The following is a 19,356-nucleotide window of genomic DNA, read 5'->3' as shown; positions in this document are numbered from 1 at the left end:
AGAGTCCGGGCAAGAACGGTAAGGCCAAGAGGACAACCGTTGAGGTGGTCTACCTGGTCTGCTCGCTGCCTATGGAGCAGGCTCAGCCCGAGCAGGTTGCGGCCTGGGTCCAAGGGCACTGGGGAATCGAGAACCGGCTCCACTGGGTCAGGGACGTGGTCTTCGATGAGGACCGCCACCAGCTGCGCACCCGTAACGGCCCCGAGATCATGGCCGCCCTGCGCAACCTGGCCATCGGCCTCATCCGCCTGGTCCACGGCCCCGGCGCCGGTATCGCCTCGACCACCAGATCCCTGTCACGACGCCCAAAACGAGCCATCAAGCTCATCACCCAGCCAAGCACCTGACCCGACTTTGCCGACCCCCTGGGCCGTAGTCGATGATGTGCTTGAACTTGTGCAACAGTGCCAGGCGGCTGGGCGGTGCTGGCTGGCGGCAGTTGAGGCAGATGATCCAGTCGCGGCCGTTCCAGCGGCTGAAGCTCGGCACCGGCAGGGGCTCGCGCACTACTCGAATGTGCGGCAAGGCAGCGACCCGCTCGTCGGCCGATGTGCGGGGCTGCCCTGGGCTGCTGGTGAGGTAGCGCGTCAGTGTGGCAGCCTGCCGCTCGGCCACGGTAAGCGACTGGCCGAAGCGGCAGCGCGTGCGTGGAATGAGGGCTCGGAGGCTACCCAGGACAGAGCTTTGCGTGGTGTTCATAAAATGCCTCCTTTCATTTGATGAATTGTCAGGTGTGGCGACGCGGTGTGGAATCCGTCGTCTCATCCTGGCCGGGAGCCGGCTCTGCGTGGTGTGGCGTTAGGTCATATTTCTTGGCGATCCGCTCGAAGACGGCGACTAGTTCTTGCTGCGCCTGGCTGGGCATATGGCGGTAGTGCGTGCGCAGATACGTCAGAAATGGCGGCAGGTCGGCCGGTGGTGCATAGCCGGCGGCCTCGATGACGTCGAGTGGCTCGAGGTCGTAGGCGGTGGCCAGACGGCCGAGACGCTGCAGGCTGATGTCCTGCACCTTGCCCTGCTCCAGCATGGAGATGAAGCCGATGGATAGGCCGGATGTGGCAGAGGCTTGCCTGATGCTGAGCCCGGCGGTCACCCGTGCATCGTGCAGGATTGCACTCAGGCTGGGCTGGTGGGCGTCTGCGGCGCGGTCTGTCGCGCGATTAGTGGTTTCCTCCTCTGCTGTGCATTTTCCGGTATCCATGTACCTATTTTACAAGTTCCGTTTGCATATGTGAACAGATTTTCTGTACATAATAGGCGTTCTCTCGGCTGGTTGTGCAATATTGATAGGAATGAACTGTGGTGAATGTGTGGATATGTCTGTGGGGTACGCTGGTCATAGTTTTCTGTCTGCGCGCGCGAAGAATTGGTGGGTCTGGCCTGTCGGCCATTTCTGCGGTGGCACAGTGGTGGCCGCCGTCTGGCGTCGGGTCTGGCGGATGCGGCCGTGTGCCAGGGCGACAAAGGCCGGGTTGATCTCGACCCCCAGCCAGTGCCGCCCCAGCCGTTCGGCGGCGACGGCGGTGGTGCCCGAGCCGAGAAAAGGGTCGAGGACGATGCCAGGCTGAGCTGTTGCCGGAGCGCAGTGGCAGGTCGGCTGCAACGGCAGTCGGGTGGCGGCGGTGCCGGAGCGACGCAGAAGCTGGATGTAGGGAGCGCGGCAGACGGCGCAGCGCTGCTGAGGACAGGCAGCGTGCAGGATGCGCTCCACCAGGTGCTCGGGATAGGTGGCGAAGTGCGCCCCGCGATAGCTCGAGACGGTCAGCTGCCAGACGTCGCCCGGGTTCTTGCCCAGCGGGTGGCTGATGGCGCGCCGCCGCTTCATGGCGCGCAGGCCTTCGTTGGCGTCGGTGTGGTGACCACGCCAGGCCGCTGGCAGCCCCGTTCGATGCGGGTGGCGTGGCCAGCGTGGTGGCTGGCCAGGGCGCGTGGGTGGGTGCTTGGTGAGCGGCTCCTGGCGGATGGCGTCCAGGTCGAAGAAGTAGCGCGGAGCACGGCTGAGCAGGTAGATGATCTCGTGCTTGCAAGCCAGGCGGTCGGTGACGCTGGAGGGAGTGGTGTTGGTCTTGGCCCAGATGATCTGGTTGCGGATGATCCAGCCGTCCGCCAGCAGCGCCAGGGCCAGGCGCTCAGGCCCGAGCAGGAGGGACTTGCGCGGCGCGCCTTCGCGGCGGTGCGTGCTGTAGGCGTCGCCGAGGTTGAGCCAGAGCGTGCCGGTCGGCACCAAGAACCTAAGCCAGGAAGCCCTGGCCCACGCCGCCGGCATCTCCACCTACGCATACCAAAAGTTCGAGAAGGGCGAGTCCCGCCCCGGCACCCCCATGAACCCGCGCCTGCGCACGCTCATCGCCCTGGCGGCGGCGCTGGACATGCAGGTGGAGGAGTTGGTGGGTGGGGTAGTGTGAATAGTTCATACCCCCGCCCGTACTGAAGTGCTTGACTGAGATGCGTGGGCGAGTGCTGGTACCAGTCGCTACACTGTGACCGTGAAAAATCGACGTCGATTCCAGGTTGCTTGAGGCGCGCTATCCGTGCATATCAAGCGAGCATTTAGAAAAGCCAGAACCTGCTCTGCGAAACACATGACGGTGCGCGAAGAGATAGGTTTACGCTGGAATGAGACGACGGTTAGTGAAATCCTGATGTCTTAGGTTGCTCAAGCCGAGGTGGTCTCCGTTGTTCCTTTTACACAACCTGCTGAGGCAATCAGTGGTGCAGATTGGATCTGGTGGTGGGTGGATGATGCGGGCGCATACGGCATGCTGGTTCAAGCCAAACGGGTGACCATCACCGAAGGTAAATGGTGGTTTGGCTTTAATTATGCCAGTGGCCAGCCTAAACGATCGCAGTATAAGCTGCTCCGCTCCACTGCAAATGCGCTTGGCCTTCTGCCGGTATACGCCTTGTATTTGGGTGGCGGTGACTGCCGGAACTGGGAACGGTGCTCTCGCGAGCATCAAGAGCGCAATCACTGTCCCATATGTATGAGACGATCGATCTCTCTTATGCCTGCGTTGCTCGCTTCAGACTGGGCGATCAGCGACGCGAAATCCACGTACGAAGCATCCGTCGCCCTTGGAGATTTATGGACACTTCCAAATGAGCCCGCATCTCTGTGGCCGGCAATGAAGCGTCAATTGGTATCTGAGCTGTTGGATTTCTTGCAAACACGACAAGATGGAACGTATGCGGTGACACGCTCTATGATCGATCGGGTGTTGCGAGCACGCATGGGGCAATTTTTCGATGCGCGGCTAGACGCGCGTGCTCCGATGTACCGGCAGAAGTACGACTACTTCAAGCCTGTCTTCGATCATCTTCCTGATGACTTGGGCCATTGGGACATTCCCTACTTTCCCCACGTACTGAGGCCACTCCGACGGATCGCTCCAGATTATGTACTTGAGATTCTGGACGATCCAGAAGACTTCGGTAGAGGTGATTTTCTTCGAAATGCCTCTGTTGTGACGAATAGTTACCAAGGTAACGTTGCAATGATTGTAGTAGTGCGATTGTCGTGTTAAGTAAGTTAGGCAACTATCGTTGAATATTTCGATACACTGCGCGGAGCCGTTTGATACACATAAGGATAACGAACAGGTAGTGGATGCCTAGCGCGATTATTGCTCCAGCACCCCAACGGCCTACCTGGTCGTTGCCATCACCTGCCGCAGCACACAGCATCAGTGCCGTTGTTAATGCCAGCCCGACAAGCACTGAGTACAGGATGTTGTAGAAAAATTCATCCAGTAGATGGAGCTGGGGTGAACCTTTAGTGGCAACTGTTGCTTGTCTTGTCTGGAAAGCAAAGATCGCGAGACCGAACGAAAATGCGGTGAAGATGGCCGCACCTGCCAGAAGGCTGGATGCACCGTTGAGCGTGAGGTTGCTAGCAACGCCAAGGGTGCCCAGTGCGATAGGAATGCCGAATTGAATGACGTAATCCCATAGGTTGATAGTTGGTTCTTCGGATGCCTGTCCTTGGTTGACAAGCGTGCCGAGATGGTCCTCCACTACAGGTCGAACGTCGAGTTTGCTGGCCATCGTGCACCACCTCCGTTGTCTAGTGCTCCCAGCTAGTGTCCCACCGCCCACCGACACGTTCCATGATGTCATTGACCTCCTCGGCACACATGCGAATGTGGGCGTCGTCACTCAGTGCTGGTGTGCCGTAGTCCGAGAAGAGCCAGCGCGCCATGGGGGTTCGTTCCTCGTCAATAGCAAAAGTCTTGGTTTTGCCGCTGCCTTCCATCGTGACAGAGATCGAGTCGGGTTCTTTGTCGTCATCGCTGCGCCCGACAAGGCGGCCAGCAAGCTTTTTGTTGTCGCGCACCAGGTTTAGTGTCCGTCTTGGGAAGTACTTACCCTTTGCTGGTTTGAGAACGGAGGTGACGCTGCCTGCGATGGCTTCTTCTCCGTGGTCTGCGATGTCGGCTTGCTGATCAAGATACTTGACCTCTATTTTAGTCATCTCGGCCGTCTCAAGCCAGGACTCCGACTCGACGATGTTGTCCACCTTGAGAGTGAATCTGGGAAACTTTGTATTCCATAGTTCTCGCAAAGCTGTCACATATGGCTGCTTAAGGCTGCCTTCTTGGATCATCTCGACAACCATATACGCCTGCAGGCAAGGATGCGTGTCGGGTACGGCAAGCACAAGGCGAACTTCGGGTTCGTTAACGAGATTTCCGTCGTGCTCCATGATGATCTCATCATCGTCAATATTTCGAATGCGAGCCGGTTCCCCGTAATGGCCGATGCGGCCCTTCAGTAGTGCTATGCGCCCATGGATTACCGGCTCTGTGATGTCATAGACTTTTTCGAGCTCGTGATCTTTGGTGGAAACTCCCTTCCATGCTTCGACAGCGAAGTCAAAGAAGTCTGTTCCGTCGGGGAGGGTTCGAAGGTTGCAGTCTGGCGCTCCTCTTCGGTATTTTTCGTGGTACTTGAAGGAGATTGCGGTTGCGGTGTGACGCGGCATTTGCTCCCTCTCTTGTTGCTGCGGGTGGGCTGCTGGAGTGCTAGCCCCATGGGCGATTATCGCGAGGGGCTCGTGTGGTTGCGGCAGAAGTGATCAATTCGTAATATTGGCGGCACGCCCGACGCTGGGGGGTGCTGAGTGTCATGACCGATGGCTCTTGCGAGCCCGATGGTCACGATCGGTGTGGAGGGCGGTTTGCGCCGAAGTTGTCTGACCGGCACGCTCTGCGTCTATAGATGGGCTACCGGGCGCTGGGGCATGTAGGTGTTGCCTCGTGTCATGGGGGACATGCTGTGCATGCTCTTGGGGGCGGTTTGGGAGACGTATTGGTGCGGAGACTACGTGAGCGCCTCCGCTCGCTCGCGCTTGGCCTGCTGGATGTACTTGCCGACTGTGCTCAGTGCCACACCGTACTTTTTGACGACCTTTGTGTAGGTCAGCCCGCGGTCGAGGTGGTCGGCCACCAGCTGCTCGATGCCTCGCCGCCCGAACCGCACCAGGAGGCTGCGCTGCTTGAGGTTTACTCGCTGCTCAGCCTGCCTGCCTCCAGCCATCGCCGCCTCCAACGCGCGTCGGGTTGCTGCCAGTGTGTAGCCGTATCTGGAGTAAGCCTGCAAGATCTCCGCTGCTCCCCCGGAGGCCCTCGACGGCACGGGGGCGGCCGGGGCCTGCTGGTTCTCGGCGTGCGCCGGGCTTCCGCAGGGTGGATGGCTCTGCGCTGCCGAGACTGCCGAGCACCTGCCCGTGATCCGGGTCCGACGACGGCGCCGTCGGAGCCGGGGCCAGCCCTCCTGCGGCTCCGGTGGCGCGCCATCACTTGTTCCCGGGCCCGGCACTCACCCTGCTTACGCAACAGGCCCTAAGCCTCGTCTCACCACCTGGTACACCCTTACCACGATGATCATCGCCTCTATCCGACAGAGCACCGCGCCAAGGGATTTGCCCCGCACCCCCGCGAGGGCCGCCCGCGCCGCCGCGTTCTCCGCGGACAACGGTGACGCCCTCCCGCACCCCCGCGAGGGCTGCCCGCGCGGTCGTACCCGAGGTCGCGCGGTCGTACCTTAGAGTCTTCCTAAGGTACGACCCGGGGCGAGAGGGTACGACCGCGTGGAGTTTCGTACGACCGCGCGGCACCGCGTCCGACCCCGGCGCACGAGGGCGCGACCGCGCGGCACCCCGGGAGCACCGAGCCACCGGCACCCACCCTTCCGGTGGGGCGCGTGGGGCTCCTGTGGTGCAACGGGACTCATCCGGGCGGATACGTGTCCGAATCTGCCGCAAAGAGCTCGTTCTGCACCATGCGGCGCGCTGCGGATCGTTGGAATCACGCGGATCTCCCACGTCCTCGAGTGGACAAGAATCGCCTTTGTGGCAGATGCGGACATCTTCGGAGATCGAGGCCGCCGTGGGCGGCAGCGCCAAGGCGCCATCGCGCCATCGAAGCGGGCGTCATCGAGACGGGAGCCATCGACGTCCGCGACGGGTCGTTCTCGCGTTCGGTCCAGGACCGCGCCGCTGGCCGGCACCGCCCCTGCGAGCGGTCCACTACTGCTCGATTTCCGCCCGGGGCCTGTCCGGACGGATCATCAGCGCGCTGACGGTGCTCAGGAGGAACGCGGTGATGCCGATGGCGGCGAAGTCGTCGGTGAGGGTGAGCAGGGGTCCGCCGATGAGCCCCGCGACGGTCGTGCCGAGGTACATCACCGCGCTGGTGAGGGTGGAGATGGTGCCGCGTGCCGTGCTGCCGAGCTGCTGCAGGTGGAGCATGCGGACGCTGAGCATCGCGCCGCCGCAGGCGAAGAGCGGCAGGAATACCAGGCCCACGACGACCGGGGGCGGGGAGGCTGCCAGTGCCAGGTAGGCGATGCCCATCACTGCGGCGCTCAGGTGGATCGCCCGGGTCGGGGTCACGCGACCGGTCAGTCGGACGCCGAAGAGGCTGCCGATCGTGTTGCCGATCCCGCCGGCCAGGACGATGAGCGCCACGGTGGCCTTCGAGGTGCCCAGACCGTCCTCCAACCAGGTCGGTGCGTAGGTGAACACGGTGAAGAACGCCAGGGTGTACACGAGGTAGGACAGGAATCGTGTGATCGCCTGTGGCGCGTGGAGCAGGGTCGGGTACGGCTCCTTCTTAGTCGCCGCGGTCGGCCGGATATCGGGGATCTGGTACCAGAGCATGACTGTCAGCCCCAACGAGCAGACCCCGATGATGGGGAAGACGATGCGCCAGTCGATGATCGCGAGAAGACTTCCAAGAGGCACCCCGACGACCTGAGCGATCGACAGCCCGGCGGTCGCATAGCCCATCACGCGCAGGACGCGTTCCGGCGTCGGGCCGACGAGTGCGGGAATCATGGCCCACACTTGCGGTGCAGCGATGGCCGCCGCACCGCCAGTGATGAAACGGAAGGTGAACATCATCCAGAACCCCGGGGAAACTGCACAGGCGGCCGTCGCCAACGCGAAGACCACCATCCCAAGCGTGAGTATGGTCCGGCGATTGCCCCGGTCCGAGACCGGCCCGGACACCAGTCCGGTGACCGCGTAGCCGATCGCGTAGACGCTGACCAGCCATCCGCTCTGCGACGTCGACACCTCGAAGGTCTTGGCGAGCGACGGCAGCAGTGGCGCGACGACGAAGGTATCCGAGCCGATCAGGAACATGACCGCGAACCCGAGTAGCGAGAGCTTTCGATCCATACCATCCTCCTGTTGTCCGGGGTGAGCGCCCCGATGCTAAACTTTGACAGCGCTGTCAATGTCAAGGGCGCGGGTCGATACGGCGCGAGGCCGATCGGCGCCGGGCCGGCCGAGTCCGTCGAGAGGGGGAGTCGCGCATGCGCATCACCGAAGCCGCTCAGTGCGCCGGCACCAGTCCGCGGATGCTGCGCTACTACGAGGCCGAGGGGCTGCTGGCGCCCATGCGCCGCGACAATGGCTATCGCGATTACGGCGCCGGGGAGGTCTCGGCGGCCCGCCAGATCGTTGCGCTGTCTCGCGCCGGACTCCCGCTCTCGCTCATCAGGACGGTGCTGCCCTGCACCACCGAGAACGGTGCGCTGAGGGCCTGCCCGTCCGTCGCGCCCGAGCTGCGTCGTCGCCTCCACGACGTCGAGGAGCAGATCGAGGTGCTCGCGGACAGTGCCAGGGTCATCAGGGACTTCCTCGACAACCTTCAGGACGTCGTCCCCGCCCGGCCCACCTCCTGACCGCGGCGACGGCGTCGTGCTCGGGCTGCGGAGCGCCCGCCTGCTGCCGATCGTCCGCGCGAGGTGAGCCGGGCCCCGCCAGGATCGACAGACGATCCGCGACATCGATCATCCGTGTGCGGTGAGCCATGCCCGACGGTGCGCTTGGCTCTGGCCCATGCCCTGAGGTAGGCTCGTTGAGCCGGTTCGGCACCTGGAGATGTCGCATAGTGGCCTAGTGCGCCTTCCTGCTAAGAAGGTTGGGGATAAAACCCCTCGGGAGTTCGAATCTCCCCATCTCCGCTCTTGAATCCCCGTGCTCCCGCTGTAAGGCCGTGGCGGGAAGCGCCGGGCGATACGCGCTCGTGGCACGATCGCCGTCGTCCTCCGCCCCGGATCTCCACTCGCGGACCGGAATTCCCGGCCTCCTCGCCCCTGCCCGGCCGACGGTGCGGGCATGACCGCGATGCCCTCGGTTCGGCCCTGCGCGGCGCAGCGCGACTCATCCCATGTCACATGATGGACCATCCTGCGCCATATGGTGGCGATCACTTCCGCGAGCCGCTCCGTGGAGGATACCGTGGCAGAAAGAGCACCCCGCTCTTCCCATGACGCACCACGACGTGCGCCTGACCCTGCCAGGAAGAAGAACCGTGCGCCACATCCCGTCACTGCGCCGTGTCGTCGCGGCCAGCGCCGCGGCCCTGATCCTCGGAGCGCTCGTCGCCCCGACCGCGGCCGCCGCCCCCGACCAGTCCCAGACCGTCACCGGCGATCCGTCCTCGAAGATCACCTCCAGGCTGACCAAGCCCGATGGCACCCCCGTCGCCGCGGTCGAGGATCACTGGTTCGTCCAGCTGTCCTCCCCCGCCGTCGCCCAGGGCGGCTCCCGGGCCACGATCGAGGCCGAGCAGACCGACCTCGTCAACGCGATCGAGGGCGCCGGCATCGACGCCCGGGTCACCACGGAGTACAAGACTCTGTGGAACGGCGTGGCCCTGTCGGTCGACGACTCCGAGGTCGATTCCCTCGCCGAGCTCGACCAGGTCGTCTCCATCCAGCCGATCGTCAGCATTCCGCGCCCGAGCGTCGATACCGCGGACGACGCCCGTACCGACGAGGAGAAGGCCGAGGGCGTCTCCTCCCCCCAGATGGCTCACGCCCTGGGTATGACCGGCGTCGACATCGTCCACTCCAAGCTCGGTTACACAGGCGGCGGGGTCAAGATCGGCATCATCGATACCGGCGTCGACTACGACCACGTCGAGTTCGGCGGCACCGGCACTCCGGGCGCCGAGGCCCCCGGCGGCGACGGGTCCACAGGATTCCCGACCTCCAAGGTCGTCGCGGGCTACGACTTCGTCGGCAACGCCTACGGCGACCCCGGCATCGCGGATGAGACGGCGCGCTACACGCCCGCCCCGGACGCCTACCCCGATGACTGCGGCGGTCACGGCACCCACGTCGCCGGTATCGCCGCGGCCAAGGGAACGCCCGGCACCAATCAGATCACGGGTGTCGCCCCCGACGCCGAGCTGGGCGCCTACCGCGTCTTCGGCTGCCAGGGCGACTCCACCTCCGAGGTCTTGACGACCGCCATGGAGAGAGCCGCCGATGACGGCATGGATATCGTCAACATGTCCTTCAGCGCCGACTTCATGGTCTTCAAGGACTACCCGACCGCCGTCGCCGCGGAGAGCCTGGCCTCCAAGGGCGTCATCGTGACCGGCGCCCAGAGCAATGCCGGTGCGACCGGCCGCTGGAGCATGGGCGCCCCCGCCTCGGCCGAGCACGTTCTGGCCGTCGGCAGCGTCGACAACACGGTGGAGACGAACTTCTACCTGACCGTCTCCACCAATCCCGATCAGAAGTACCTCTACTCGGTCGCCGAGGGCGGCGGCGCCCCGATCATCCGTGACAACGCGGTCGCGCACCCGCTCATCGCCACCGGCGATCCGGCCGCCGACGGCGGGGACGAGGCGACCGACGCCTCCCTGCTGTGCACCGCCCCGCCGGCCGGCGCCTACTCCGGCAAGACCGTGCTGATCCGGCGCGGGGCATGCCCCCAGCGCCAGAAGGTTCTCAATGCCCAGGCCGCGGGCGCCACCACCGTCATCCTCGACAACAATCAGCCCGGCGCCTTCACCGCCGACCTCTACGGCGACGGCGAGCAGATCACCATCCCGGTGGCCACCATCTCCCAGGCCGACGGCGATGCCATCCGCGGTGGGCTCACCTCCGACTCCACGCTGACCTTCACCGAGAACGTCGCGGAATTCGACCGGGCCACGGCCGGTCTCGTCTCCTCCTTCTCCTCCTGGGGGCTCAATGAGTCCCTCCAGACCAAGCCCGACGTCGTCGCCCCGGGCGGTAAGATCTGGTCCACCTGGCCGATCGACCACGGAGGTCCGTACCTGACCACGGCGGGGACCTCGATGGCGTCGCCGTACGCGGCCGGCGTGGCGGCTCTCATCATGCAGGCGCACCCGGAGATCAAGGACGCCGCGGGCCTCGAGGCCTTCGACCAGCTCGCCTGGCGCCTGCGCTCCACCTCCAACCCGGTGCCCTGGACCGGGGCCGAGGGTGACACGAGTCTGCTCGAACCCATCGCTCGCCAGGGCGCCGGTCTCATCAGCGCAGACACGGCCATCACCACCTCGATGCAGACCAGCGCCTCGACGATCAGCATGGGCGAGTACGAGAAGTATCCGGACGGCTACCAGACCTCGGTCTCCCTGACCAATCACTCGGGCGCGTCGGAGACCTACACGCTGTCCCACGAGGACACCGTGACGACCACCGGCCCCTCGGAGGCTCCCCAGCGGGGCACGACCTCGCCGGCGACCGTCTCCTCCGACGGCCGGTCGATCACGGTCCCGGCCGGCGGTACCACCACCGTCGACGTCACCATCGGGGCACCGGCCGGCATCGTCGACGGCGACTTCTTCGGCGGCTGGATCGTGCTGACGCCGTCCTCCGGCACCAAGCCGGTGCGCATCCCCTTCCAGGGCGTGGGCGGCAACCTCGCGCTGGCCGGCGTGTTCGGGGGGTTCACCTCCCTGGGCAACCTCAAGGGCGAGGCCGTCGACCCGGCCGGCTACGTGTACGGGGACTCCGCACTCAGCAGTCTGGGCGCCTACGAGGATCTTCCTGTCATGATCATCCAGCCGAGCATCCCCTATCGCGGCTCGACCATGTCGGTCTCCCGCGTCAACGCCGACGGCACCACGGAGGATCTCGGCGTGGTGGCCTCCAGCCCGAGTGCCCGCACTCGCGCGGACCACCCGATCTTCGTGTGGGACGGCAGCTACATGGTCGGCGACAAGGTCATGCAGGCCCCCACCGGGCAGTACCGGATCACCGTGCGCGCGCTTCCCGTCAACGGGGACAAGGACACGGCCTCCGACTGGGCGGAGTGGACCTCGCCGACCTTCAGCATCGACTGGAAGACCGAGGGCTACATCCCCCAGAGCCAGTTGGCCGTCTCCTCGCCCGGCAATGCGGGCGGCGATACCAGTGCGCTGTCCGACGACAACATCTTCACCGTCGCCGAGAGCTCCACCGAGGCCACCTACGATATCGATCTCGGAGGCGTCTACGACATCAGCAAGGTCCACTACACGCCCGAGCAGCGAGTGAGGGCGGGCCATGCGACGCGGTGGACCGTGCAGGCGTCTCCGGACGGGGCGACATGGACCGACGTCGGAGCGGGCGACATCGAATCGGGCTCCTTCAACCCCACGATTCTCGAGTTGGACGCCGCCGTGCGCGCGCGGTACGTCCGGGTCTCCCTGACCAACGGCCAGGACGGCGCGACGGCCCTCCAGGTCGCCGAGCTGCGCGTCGCCGGGACTGCCGCGGGCGACCCGACGCCGGGACCGGGCGACCCGACGTCGGGACCGAGCGGTGCGCCGGCGCCGACCGATCCCGCGCAGCCGGGGTCGCCGACCGCGACCTCCCGGGGATCCGAGGCCGCGGAGGGGGCCGGTGCGGCGTCCGCGACATCCGTGGCGTCCGCTCAAGGACACCACTCCCTCGCCAGGACCGGTGCGTCCATCGGGATCGGGGTCGTCGCCCTCATCCTCCTGGTGGCCGGGGGGCTTCTTCTCCTTCGCCGTCGCGGGGCCGGATCCGATGAGGACGAGCACGGGGAGGAATGAGCCGGGCGGATCCCCGCACGCGGGAACCGCGGCCACCACGACCTGCTGACCACCCGCTGACGGCCGCATGGCGATCCCCGCACGCGGGATCCGCCGTCGGCGAGCGCCTCCGGGGCCCGCGCTCGTGCGATTGACGGACGCCCCGGCGGGCTCTGGGACCGCCGAGTCCCGGAGCCCGCCCCGGGCCCAGGCGGCTCGGTGATGGCCGGACCGCCGGACGGTCCGACCGTGCGCCTTCGCGTGTGCGCAGGCTCACGAGTCTGCGATTTGTCGGGAACCTGGGTGCCGAGTAACCTTCGGATTGTCGAAAACGACATGCGCCAGTAGCTCAACGGATAGAGCATCTGACTACGGATCAGAAGGTTGGGGGTTCGAATCCCTTCTGGCGCACTGACGCCCCGATATCGGCTGAATAGTCGGTTCCGGGGCGTTTTCCATTTCTCCAGTTCCTCCGGTGCTGTTCACTGCTTTCCGCACTTTCCGCCGACGCTGATTTCTCCAGGAGTTCTTCTGAAGAAGGACGAGTCGAGGAGGGCGGTGACAAGACGACGGGAGGACGGACGGTGGAGCGGTGGCGCGACCCCGACTCGGGCCGCGCCACCACCGGCCTCCTTCCGTCCCGCCGTCGTCCTCCCCGTCCTCGGGCGGGGCGCACCTCGGTCGGGGCGCGGGAGGGGGAGACTCACCGGCAACATGTCGCCGCGGACCCGTGTGCATCGGTCGGGGCGGGGAGGGGGACGGTCATCCCGTGATCTCCTGCGCGGGGTCGGCCTCGCAGGTGGCGCCCTCCTCGGGCAGGGTCCCATCCATCAGGAATGCGCTGACGGCGTTGGCGGCGCAGTCGTTGTGAGTCACCGCGCCATGGATGGCGTCCTTGACGGTCAGGAGGTGGCCGTCGTCGAGCTGGCTCGCCAGGGACACCGCCCACGGGTAGGGGGTTTGCGAGTCGGCGGTATTGCCGATGACGATCACGGGTCCCGCTCCCTGCGCGGTGACGGAATGCGGCTGCGTGGTGGTCGTCGTGTGCCCCCAGCCATGGCAGAAGGCGTCCATGTAGGCGGACGACATGTTGTACGAGATCGGGTAGGACGCCTTGAGGTCGGCGGCGTGCGCGTTCCAGGACGCGGTGTCCCCGGTGTCCTGGTAGTCCGAGCACTGCACGCCGTAGTAGGTCACGGCCGCGTTCCGCGGGTCCGCCGGCGTGGTCGGGCCGGCGATGTTCCCGTAGTAGGCGTCCCGCACCTTCTGGTAGTTCCCGTACAGCGTGGTGCCGTTGCCGGTGGTCATGGCCTGAGCCAGGCCACTGGTGAGGTAGGGCAGGTACTCCGGGCGCCGGTTGGACATGAACCGGATGATCGATCGGGTCTGGGTGGTGCTCAGAAGCGTGTTCTTCCCGTCCATCGTCAGGGGCTTGGCGTCGAGGCCCTCCAGGAATGTCTGCAACTGCGTCATGGCCTCATCGACCGTGCCGCTCAAGGGGCAGTTGTCACCGACCTGGCCCGCCATGCAGGACTCGGCGTACGTGCGCAGAGCCTGCTCGTCGTGCGCGATGTTCTCCGAGTGGATCTGGGATCGGGTCATCGAGGGATCCATGGCCGAGTCCAGGATGATGCGCCCGGCGTGAGTGGGGAAGAGGTCCAGGTACATGGCGCCGAGGTAGGTGCCGTAGGAGAGTCCGAGGTAGTTCAGCTTCGTGTCGCCCACCACGGACCGCATGACGTCCATGTCGCGAGCCACCGAGGCGGTGTCCATGTGGTCGAGGATCTCCGGGGTCTCGGAGTTCTCGGCGCAGCCCGCGGCCCGAGTCCTGCCCTGGGTCTCGAAGGTCGAGGCGTCGGCGGTCTGCGCGGCCGGCTGGCCACCCGCCTGAGGACCTGCGGCCTCCTCCTCGGCGCCGTCGTCCGACTCGGTCTCCGGGACGAGCGTCGTGATGTCCGGGACGGTCGTGATGTCGGGGAAGTCCGGGGTGTCCGTGACGCCCGGGACGTCGGCGGCGCCGGGGTTGTCCGGATCCTCGGCGTCCTGCTGGCCGTCGGCGGCGTCCTGCCGCGGGACGTTCTGCTGACCGCCGTCGGCGTTCTGCTTGTTCTGGGTCCAGCAGGTGAGCGGTGTGGATCGTCCGACGCCCCGCGGATCGAAGCCGACGATGTCGTAGTTGGCGTTCACCCTGGACGTCAGCGAGCGGGAGATTCTCTCGACGCTATCGACCCCGGAGTTCCCAGGGCCCCCGGGATTGGTGAACAGGGTTCCGCGATCCGCCTTTCCGTCGGTGGCCATCACCTTCTTCATCGCCACCTTGATGGTCTGGCCGCCGGGGTCGTTGTAGTCCAGCGGAACGGTAATGGTGGCGCAGCTGGTGGCGACGCTGCCGTCATCGCAGTTGGCCCAGGTGATCTCCTGCTCGTAGAAGGTCGTCAGCTCGGCGGGGACGGCGGGTTGATCGGCGGCGGGTTGATCGGCGGCGGGGTGGATGGCGTCGGGCTGGTCGGCGATCGTCTGGGCGGAGACGGGCGGGGCGGTGATGAGATCGGAGGCCGGTGGCGCCGTCGCAGGTTCGGAGCTCCCGGCGGCGAGTGCCGGGTCGTGCCGGCCGGCGACCAGGACGAGCGAGAGCGACACCGATAATGACATTGTGATGAGCGCGGCCGCGCTCCTCTTCTTCAGGGAGTGAGTGAAGGGCCTCATATTGATCACTCTCTCCTCTTGATCCGTGGGGCGCCTCCTCCTGAAGGAGGAGATCACGATCGGGTCACGAGGGGCCGTGCCGTAGGCTCCCGGGGTGGAGTTCCTCAACGGCCTGGAGCCGACCTTCGACCTCACCTACGACGACGTCTTCATGATCCCGTCCCGGTCCGCCGTCGGATCGCGGCTGGCGGTGGACTTGGCCACCGATGACGCCACCGGCACGACGATCCCGCTCGTCGTGGCCAACATGACGGCGGTGGCGGGCAAGCGCATGGCGGAGACGGTGGCGCGGCGCGGGGCGATGGCGATCATCCCTCAGGACATCCCCATCGACGTCGTCGGCGACACGGTCGCCCGGGTCAAGGCCTCGCACCGGCTCTACGACACCCCGGTCACCGTCAAACCGCACCACACCTGCGGCTACGCCCTCGGCCTCATCCCCAAGCGCGCGCACGGCGCGGCCATCGTCGTCGACCCGGACACGAACGTGCCGGTGGGCATCGTGGACGCCTCCGACGTCTCCGACGTGGACCGCTTCACCCAGGTCCGCGAGGTCATGTCCACCGAGCTGGTCACCCTGCCCGAGGGCGTCGATCCGCGCGAGGCCTTCGCCCGCCTGCGGGCTGCCCGCCGCCGCCTGGCGCCCGTCGTGGACGCCTCGGGCCGGCTCGTCGGGCTGCTCACCCGTGACGGCGCGGTGCGATCCACCATCTACGATCCCGCGCTGGACGATGCCGGGCGCCTGCGCGTGGGAGCCGCCATCGGCATGAACGGCGACCCGGCCGGACGCGCCGTCGAGCTCGTGGCGGCCGGTGTCGACGTCATCGTCGTCGACACCGCCCACGGCCACCAGGACCGGATGATCGAGGAGGTCGGCGCCGTGCGCGCCGCCGTGGGCCGGGAGATGCCGGTGGTGGCCGGGAACGTCGTGTCGGCGGCCGGCGTGCGCGATCTGGTGGGGGCCGGCGCGTCCATCGTCAAGGTCGGGGTGGGCCCGGGGGCCATGTGCACCACCCGCATGCAGACCGGCGTGGGCCGCCCCCAGTTCTCCGCCGTCCTGGAGTGCTCGGTCGAGGCGGCCCGGCTCGGCGCCCACGTGTGGGCCGACGGCGGAGTGCGCCATCCGCGCGATGTCGCCCTGGCTCTGGCGGCGGGGGCGTCCAACGTCATGATCGGCTCCTGGTTCGCCGGTACCCACGAGTCGCCGGGCGATATCCGCCACGACGCCGACGGGCGCGCCTACAAGGAGAGCTTCGGCATGGCGTCCGCGCGGGCGGTCTCCTATCGCACCGAGGGCGAGGACGCCTTCGACCGGGCCCGCAAGGCCCTGTTCGAGGAGGGCATCAGCGCGGGCCGCATGTATCTGGATCCGGCGCGCCCGGGTGTGGAGGATCTCATTGACTCCATTGTGGCGGGGGTGCGCTCGTCCCTCACCTATGCGGGTGCCGGGTCGATTCCGGAGTTCCGCGAGCGGGCGATCGTGGGCGTCCAGTCCGCCTCGGGCTACCGGGAGGGCGCGCCGGTGCCGGTCAGCTGGTGAGGGCGGGGCGTCTCGTGTTGTCTCAAGACTTCTGGCGCTGGCGGGAGTCGACTGCCGGATCGATCGCACTCTTGTCGCACCGGCTGTCAGCGGCGGCATGACTTCTGGCGCTGGCGGGAGGCGACTGCCGGACGTCATGAGACAAAGGGCGGGGCATCTCACGTTTCGGCTTGATGGTGCGCGTCCGGGCCGGCTTCGCATCGCCGGGGCGGGTCGATGGCGGGTCGCCGAGGCGCTGCCGGGAGGCCCGGCGTTGGTGATGCGACGAGTGTCTGGCGAATCCGCAGCCTCCTGCCGGGGCGCGGCCGCCGGTGCCCTCGTCGGTGTCCAAATCTGCCACAAAGGCGGTATTTGTATGCTCGAAGGCGCGAGAGATCCGCGTGATTTCAACGATCTGCAGTGCGCCGCATGGTACATAACGAGCCCTTTGTGGCAGATTTGGACAGGACGGGCCGTCAAAAGAGACGCTTCGTGCTGAGAGCCCCGCGTGGTCGTACCCGGGTTCGCGCGGTCGTACCCGGGTTCGCGCGGTCGTACCCGGGCCCGCGTGGTGTACGTGCGTTCGCGCGGTCGTACCTTAGAGCCTCTCTAACATACGACCGCGCAATGTTGGGTACGACTGCGTGAAAAACGGTACGACCGCGCGCCCCTCCAGGGGGCCGATAGGCCGATCAGACGGGAGTGCGCATGAGGGTGCGGACGCGGCTCAGGCCGGCGTCGGTGGCGAGCTCGTCGCGCAGCTCGGGGTGGGTCGAGTAGAACTCGATGACCTGCCGGAGCTGGGTGTACCCGACGGCAACGGCGTCCATGGGCAGGGAGACAAGACCGACGTCGGGGGTGTGTACGAGCAGGTGTCCGGACTTGAGGGCGCCGGCGACCTGCGGCTGTTCCTCCCACAAGAACGTCATGTCACGTGGGGTGTCGGGCCCGAATCGGATGCCGTTCGGGGTCAGGACGACCTCCGGGCCGCCGTGCGGCCGTGTGGATCCCTTCCACGTTCGGATGACGCCGTAGGCGCATACGACCACGGCCGCTATCGACAGGAGGCGAAGCTGTTCCTCATAGGGGCGGGCGCTGACGGCCAGTGACCAACCGAAGAGCGCGACGACGGCGAGCGCCGCCGCACCGAGACGCGTGGTGAGCGGGGCGAGCCAGAACGACGGCAGCTCGATCCCGCCGTGGCCGATGGTCCAGCGGCGATCCGCGTGCTTCAGAGGGATTTGGAGGACCCTGAGCATGATGGCCCGCACCATCAGTAGGATGAGGACGAAGAAGAGCAAACCGACCATTGTCGTCTCCAAACCGGTGGCGGGGACGGCGACGAGGCAGGCGAAAACCCCGAGGACCTGAAGGACGGCGCGGCGGGGCGCGTCGCCTCTCCGTTGGTCGGCGCTCGCGCAGTTGAGGGAGTCGGGGCGCATCGGGACGGGGGGAGAGAAGGTCGTCGGGGCCGACTCCGCGGGCGGGGTCGGGGGCTCCTCCATATGGCGCAATGCGACGTCGTCGACCGGCGCGAGGGCCTCATGATGTGAGATCCCGTTCTGCGGGCCGGCAGCGGCGGAATCGCGGGGCAAGTCCTCGTCGATCTGCCAGACGGGAGTGCGCATGAGGGTGCGGACGCGGTTCAGGCCGGTGTCGGTGGCGAGCTCGTCGCGCAGCTCGGGGTGGGTCGAGTAGAACTCGACGACCCGCTGGAACTGGACGTACCCCAAGGGGGTCGTGTCCATGCCGACGGGTAGGGGGGAGGTGTTCGGGGTCTGCACGAGCAGGGCGCCGGACGCGGAGACCCCGACGACACGAGGCCGGTGCACCCACAGAAAGGTGGTCTCGCGTCGGGTGCCCGGTGCGGTGCGGAAGCCCTGGGTGTCGAGGATGATCTCGGCTCCGAGGCGCGGCCGCGGGGTCCTCCACCAGACGACGACGGCGACGGCGAGGCAGGCCGTTGCGGCGCAAAGGGAGGGAATGGGGAATTTCTCGTCAATGTGCTCATTGAAAAGAACAAGAAAATAACCGAGGAGTCCGAGAAGGGCGAGGATCAGTGCGCCCAGGTGCTGGGCCAGCGGGAGGAACCAGACTCTCGATATGGAGATCCCTTCTGTCCTCCTGGTCCATCGTCGACTTGAGAGCGCTACCGGAATCTGGGCTCCCAGAAGCACAACGGCGTGAAGCAGGAGAATGAGCGCGATGATGAAGACTAGGTGGATGAATGCGCTGTCCTCACCGGTGGGGAGACGCGTGAAGAGAATGAAGACCATCAGGGCGTACAGCAGGAAGCGCAGGGGCGCGCTGCGTCTTCTGCGATCCGCCTTCTCGCAGCCGAGGGCGCCGCGCGGCGTTGGTGTGGGAGGAGGGGGCTCGGGAAGCGGAGGCCGTGCGGGGACGGCCGGTTCGTCCGACTCATCCAACTCGTCCGGCTCATCAACTTGAGCGGGCCGGGCCGGCATCGGGCTCGACCCTACCGGTCGGCCGTTCAGCATTGCCGCCAGAGATGCGATGGCGTCATCGACAGGAGTGATCGCCCGGCGCGGTGAAGCCGTGCCTTGATCTCGACTCCGGTCTTGTCGGCCGGGAGTGGTCGGGGCGGAGCGAGCAGCGGAAAGGCTCTCCTCGACCTGCCAGACAGGGGTGTGCATGAGGGTACGAACGCGGTTCAGGCCGGTGCCGGTGGCGAGTTCGTCGCGCAGTTCGGGGTGGGTCGAGTAGAACTCGACGACCCGTTGCAGCTGGACATAGCCCAGGGGAATGGGGGACATGGGAAATAATGACGTTCTGCTCTGATTCGTGGTGATGACGGCCTGCGGA

15 protein-coding genes and 2 tRNA genes are annotated in these 19,356 nt (G+C 66.2%); 8 read left to right on the top strand and 9 right to left on the bottom strand.

Features of this window, described 5'->3' with window-relative positions; all coding sequences use genetic code 11:
* A partial coding sequence (locus G448_RS0109085; RefSeq protein WP_156910873.1) for an ISAs1 family transposase occupies positions 1–347 on the top strand: 347 nt, incomplete at its 5' end.
* On the opposite strand, the gene G448_RS18400 is transcribed toward G448_RS0109085, so the two are convergent.
* From G448_RS18400 to G448_RS15985, 3 genes are all read right to left on the bottom strand, one after another.
* Positions 328–699: a hypothetical protein gene (locus tag G448_RS18400; RefSeq protein ID WP_169720845.1), complete on the bottom strand. Its 372-nt coding sequence runs from the start codon at positions 697–699 to the stop codon at positions 328–330. The genes G448_RS0109085 and G448_RS18400 overlap by 20 nt on opposite strands.
* Before the next feature lie 28 nt (positions 700–727).
* On the bottom strand, positions 728–1,201 hold the full coding sequence (locus G448_RS0109080) for a helix-turn-helix domain-containing protein (RefSeq protein ID WP_084436590.1): 474 nt from the start codon (positions 1,199–1,201) through the stop codon (positions 728–730).
* Between the two features lie 135 nt (positions 1,202–1,336).
* Positions 1,337–2,224 carry a DNA-methyltransferase gene (locus G448_RS15985; protein WP_051268841.1) on the bottom strand — a complete coding sequence of 296 codons (888 nt, stop codon included), beginning with the start codon at positions 2,222–2,224 and terminating at the stop codon, positions 1,337–1,339.
* On the opposite strand from G448_RS15985, the gene G448_RS15980 reads away from it, so the two are divergent.
* Both G448_RS15980 and G448_RS17600 read left to right on the top strand, forming a co-directional pair.
* Positions 2,211–2,405, top strand: coding sequence for a helix-turn-helix domain-containing protein (locus tag G448_RS15980; protein WP_245572266.1), 195 nt, complete (start codon positions 2,211–2,213; stop codon positions 2,403–2,405). The two genes, G448_RS15985 and G448_RS15980, sit on opposite strands and share 14 nt — an antisense overlap.
* A 261-nt stretch (positions 2,406–2,666) precedes the next feature.
* The gene (locus G448_RS17600; protein WP_156910994.1) at positions 2,667–3,524 is read left to right on the top strand and encodes a hypothetical protein; all 858 of its coding nucleotides are present in this window, start codon (positions 2,667–2,669) and stop codon (positions 3,522–3,524) included.
* A 13-nt stretch (positions 3,525–3,537) separates the two neighbouring features.
* Here the strand turns inward: G448_RS17600 and G448_RS18150 are convergent, their stop codons facing one another.
* The 4 genes from G448_RS18150 to G448_RS0109050 all read right to left on the bottom strand — a co-directional run bounded on the left by G448_RS18150 (position 3,538) and on the right by G448_RS0109050 (position 7,681).
* Complete coding sequence (locus G448_RS18150; protein WP_156910993.1) at positions 3,538–4,044, bottom strand: hypothetical protein; 507 nt, start codon at positions 4,042–4,044, stop codon at positions 3,538–3,540.
* A gap of 19 nt (positions 4,045–4,063) precedes the next feature.
* Positions 4,064–4,981, bottom strand: coding sequence for a hypothetical protein (locus G448_RS18145; protein WP_156910992.1), 918 nt, complete (start codon positions 4,979–4,981; stop codon positions 4,064–4,066).
* Between the two features lie 338 nt (positions 4,982–5,319).
* Positions 5,320–5,535: a hypothetical protein gene (locus G448_RS0109055; protein WP_026407717.1), complete on the bottom strand. Its 216-nt coding sequence runs from the start codon at positions 5,533–5,535 to the stop codon at positions 5,320–5,322.
* Positions 5,536–6,526: 991 nt separating this feature from the next.
* Positions 6,527–7,681, bottom strand: a complete 1,155-nt coding sequence (locus G448_RS0109050) for an MFS transporter (protein ID WP_026407716.1) — start codon at positions 7,679–7,681, stop codon at positions 6,527–6,529.
* 137 nt (positions 7,682–7,818) lie between these two features.
* Here G448_RS0109050 and G448_RS0109045 point away from each other — a divergent pair, with 137 nt between their 5' ends.
* From G448_RS0109045 to G448_RS0109030, 4 genes are all read left to right on the top strand, one after another.
* Positions 7,819–8,190: a MerR family transcriptional regulator gene (locus tag G448_RS0109045; RefSeq protein ID WP_026407715.1), complete on the top strand. Its 372-nt coding sequence runs from the start codon at positions 7,819–7,821 to the stop codon at positions 8,188–8,190.
* A 195-nt stretch (positions 8,191–8,385) separates the two neighbouring features.
* Positions 8,386–8,472 (top strand) — tRNA-Ser (locus G448_RS0109040).
* 305 nt (positions 8,473–8,777) lie between these two features.
* Positions 8,778–12,329: a S8 family serine peptidase gene (locus G448_RS0109035; protein WP_156910991.1), complete on the top strand. Its 3,552-nt coding sequence runs from the start codon at positions 8,778–8,780 to the stop codon at positions 12,327–12,329.
* A 317-nt stretch (positions 12,330–12,646) separates the two neighbouring features.
* Positions 12,647–12,719: transfer RNA gene (locus tag G448_RS0109030), tRNA-Arg, on the top strand.
* A 351-nt stretch (positions 12,720–13,070) separates the two neighbouring features.
* Here the strand turns inward: G448_RS0109030 and G448_RS0109025 are convergent.
* Positions 13,071–15,014 carry an alpha/beta hydrolase gene (locus tag G448_RS0109025; protein WP_026407713.1) on the bottom strand — a complete coding sequence of 648 codons (1,944 nt, stop codon included), beginning with the start codon at positions 15,012–15,014 and terminating at the stop codon, positions 13,071–13,073.
* A 94-nt stretch (positions 15,015–15,108) separates the two neighbouring features.
* Between G448_RS0109025 and G448_RS0109020 the strand changes: the two genes are divergently transcribed.
* A complete protein-coding gene (locus G448_RS0109020; protein WP_026407712.1) occupies positions 15,109–16,554 on the top strand; it encodes a GuaB1 family IMP dehydrogenase-related protein in 1,446 nt (481 codons plus the stop codon).
* 671 nt (positions 16,555–17,225) lie between these two features.
* Here G448_RS0109020 and G448_RS17080 read toward each other — a convergent pair.
* The gene (locus G448_RS17080) at positions 17,226–18,959 is read right to left on the bottom strand and encodes a hypothetical protein (RefSeq protein ID WP_156910990.1); all 1,734 of its coding nucleotides are present in this window, start codon (positions 18,957–18,959) and stop codon (positions 17,226–17,228) included.
* Positions 18,960–19,356 lie beyond the last annotated feature (397 nt).

This window comes from Actinomyces gerencseriae DSM 6844 (assembly GCF_000429265.1).
GTDB lineage: Bacteria > Actinomycetota > Actinomycetes > Actinomycetales > Actinomycetaceae > Actinomyces > Actinomyces gerencseriae.
This window is presented reverse-complemented; position numbering and strand designations above follow the sequence as displayed.

Coding starts and splice junctions, on each gene's coding strand:
- G448_RS18400 (WP_169720845.1), bottom strand. CDS start 699: ATGAACACCACGCAAAGCTCTGTCCTGGGTAGCCTCCGAGCCCTCATT.
- G448_RS0109080 (WP_084436590.1), bottom strand. CDS start 1,201: ATGGATACCGGAAAATGCACAGCAGAGGAGGAAACCACTAATCGCGCG.
- G448_RS18150 (WP_156910993.1), bottom strand. CDS start 4,044: ATGGCCAGCAAACTCGACGTTCGACCTGTAGTGGAGGACCATCTCGGC.
- G448_RS18145 (WP_156910992.1), bottom strand. CDS start 4,981: ATGCCGCGTCACACCGCAACCGCAATCTCCTTCAAGTACCACGAAAAA.
- G448_RS0109055 (WP_026407717.1), bottom strand. CDS start 5,535: ATGGCTGGAGGCAGGCAGGCTGAGCAGCGAGTAAACCTCAAGCAGCGC.
- G448_RS0109050 (WP_026407716.1), bottom strand. CDS start 7,681: ATGGATCGAAAGCTCTCGCTACTCGGGTTCGCGGTCATGTTCCTGATC.
- G448_RS0109045 (WP_026407715.1), top strand. CDS start 7,819: ATGCGCATCACCGAAGCCGCTCAGTGCGCCGGCACCAGTCCGCGGATG.
- G448_RS0109035 (WP_156910991.1), top strand. CDS start 8,778: ATGACGCACCACGACGTGCGCCTGACCCTGCCAGGAAGAAGAACCGTG.
- G448_RS0109025 (WP_026407713.1), bottom strand. CDS start 15,014: ATGAGGCCCTTCACTCACTCCCTGAAGAAGAGGAGCGCGGCCGCGCTC.